3 protein-coding genes are annotated in these 1,175 nt (G+C 24.8%); all 3 read left to right on the top strand.

The annotated features are described in order from the left end of the window. The first annotated feature begins 339 nt into the window (after positions 1-339). The gene (locus GQF29_RS18205) at positions 340-726 is read left to right on the top strand and encodes a hypothetical protein (RefSeq protein WP_008790913.1); all 387 of its coding nucleotides are present in this window, start codon (positions 340-342) and stop codon (positions 724-726) included. A gap of 59 nt (positions 727-785) precedes the next feature. Beyond that, positions 786-941, top strand: coding sequence for a hypothetical protein (locus GQF29_RS18485; protein WP_202086640.1), 156 nt, complete (start codon positions 786-788; stop codon positions 939-941). Positions 942-946: 5 nt separating this feature from the next. Next, positions 947-1,175: hypothetical protein (locus GQF29_RS18775; RefSeq protein ID WP_236916515.1), on the top strand; the 229-nt coding region annotated here is incomplete at its 3' end.

Here is a 1,175-nt window from a genome sequence, read left to right as displayed (position 1 = left end):
CAACAAAAGAAATAATAAAATAAATTTTGAAACAGAACCTTGACAAGTGAATAAAAGCAGTTCCAATCTGCGTTATCAAAGGTTCGCGACTTATAAAAAAATAGTTATTGTTTTATAATTTTTAGCGATAGAAATGTTATGTGATTTATTTAATAAATGACATAGCTAAAAAAATTATATGGTTTGATACCATCTATAATTAATCAGGACGATAACCGATAATCAAAAAAAGAAAAAGTAAATATATTGATATTGTTAAACGATATTAATTTTAAATAGTTATTTATAAAGAACAGTATTAAAAAATAATATTGTTCTTTTCATATGGAGGCAAAAGTTATGATAGTAGCAGAGTTATTAAAAGAATGTAATACAGTATTAGATGTTGTTGAAGAATATGTATTAGGGTATTTAAGATGTACTCTTGGATATTTGCCTGATATTGATGAAATGATTTCAGATGAATTATATGTTGAGGTTTTTAATTCAATTCTTGCAGATGAACGACCAGAAGATTATATATCGTTAAGCAAAACATGTGTTACAATGGATATGTCGGATGTGTTAGTATTGAAAGAAATTGCTTGGAATGCAATTAATTTAGTTGAAGCAAGAACAAGAGATGTAGGTGAACCATTCTTCAAGTATGCAAATAGTCATTATGAAGAACTGGTTAAACTTGAAGAACTGTTAAGCAATAAAATTCAAGCAAATCTATTGGATTAAAAAAAAGATATATAAATCTTTAAAAAATATGATATACTTATTGTAAAGAGGTGAAATATATGGAGACTGTAGATGAAACGTTAGAAGTAGAAGAATTAATCAAAAACTGTGATGATTCATATGTGAAAGAACAGTATCAAAAAGTTTTAGATATTAAAGCTGGAAAGAGAAAAACATATTCTCTTGAAGAGGCTTTAAAGTTCATGGAACAATAAGATAAGTGTATAAAATTGAATTTGATGAAAGTGTATTAATATTTTTTAGAGAAAATAATATAAATTTAAATGGAATATCAAAAAGAATAACAAAAATGATATGTGATTTTTCAAGAAGTAAACCAACATTTTACAATAATGATTTATTAAGAATTGCATATATAGATAAATTCAAATTACTGTATTATGTTGTTGAAAATGAGAAAACGTTGTATATTATTGATATTGCTTTTG

Source organism: Coprobacillus cateniformis (genome assembly GCF_009767585.1).
GTDB lineage: Bacteria > Bacillota_I > Bacilli_A > Erysipelotrichales > Coprobacillaceae > Coprobacillus > Coprobacillus cateniformis.
The sequence above is the reverse complement of the archived record's forward strand: the minus strand, read 5'-3'. Positions and strand labels throughout refer to the sequence as shown.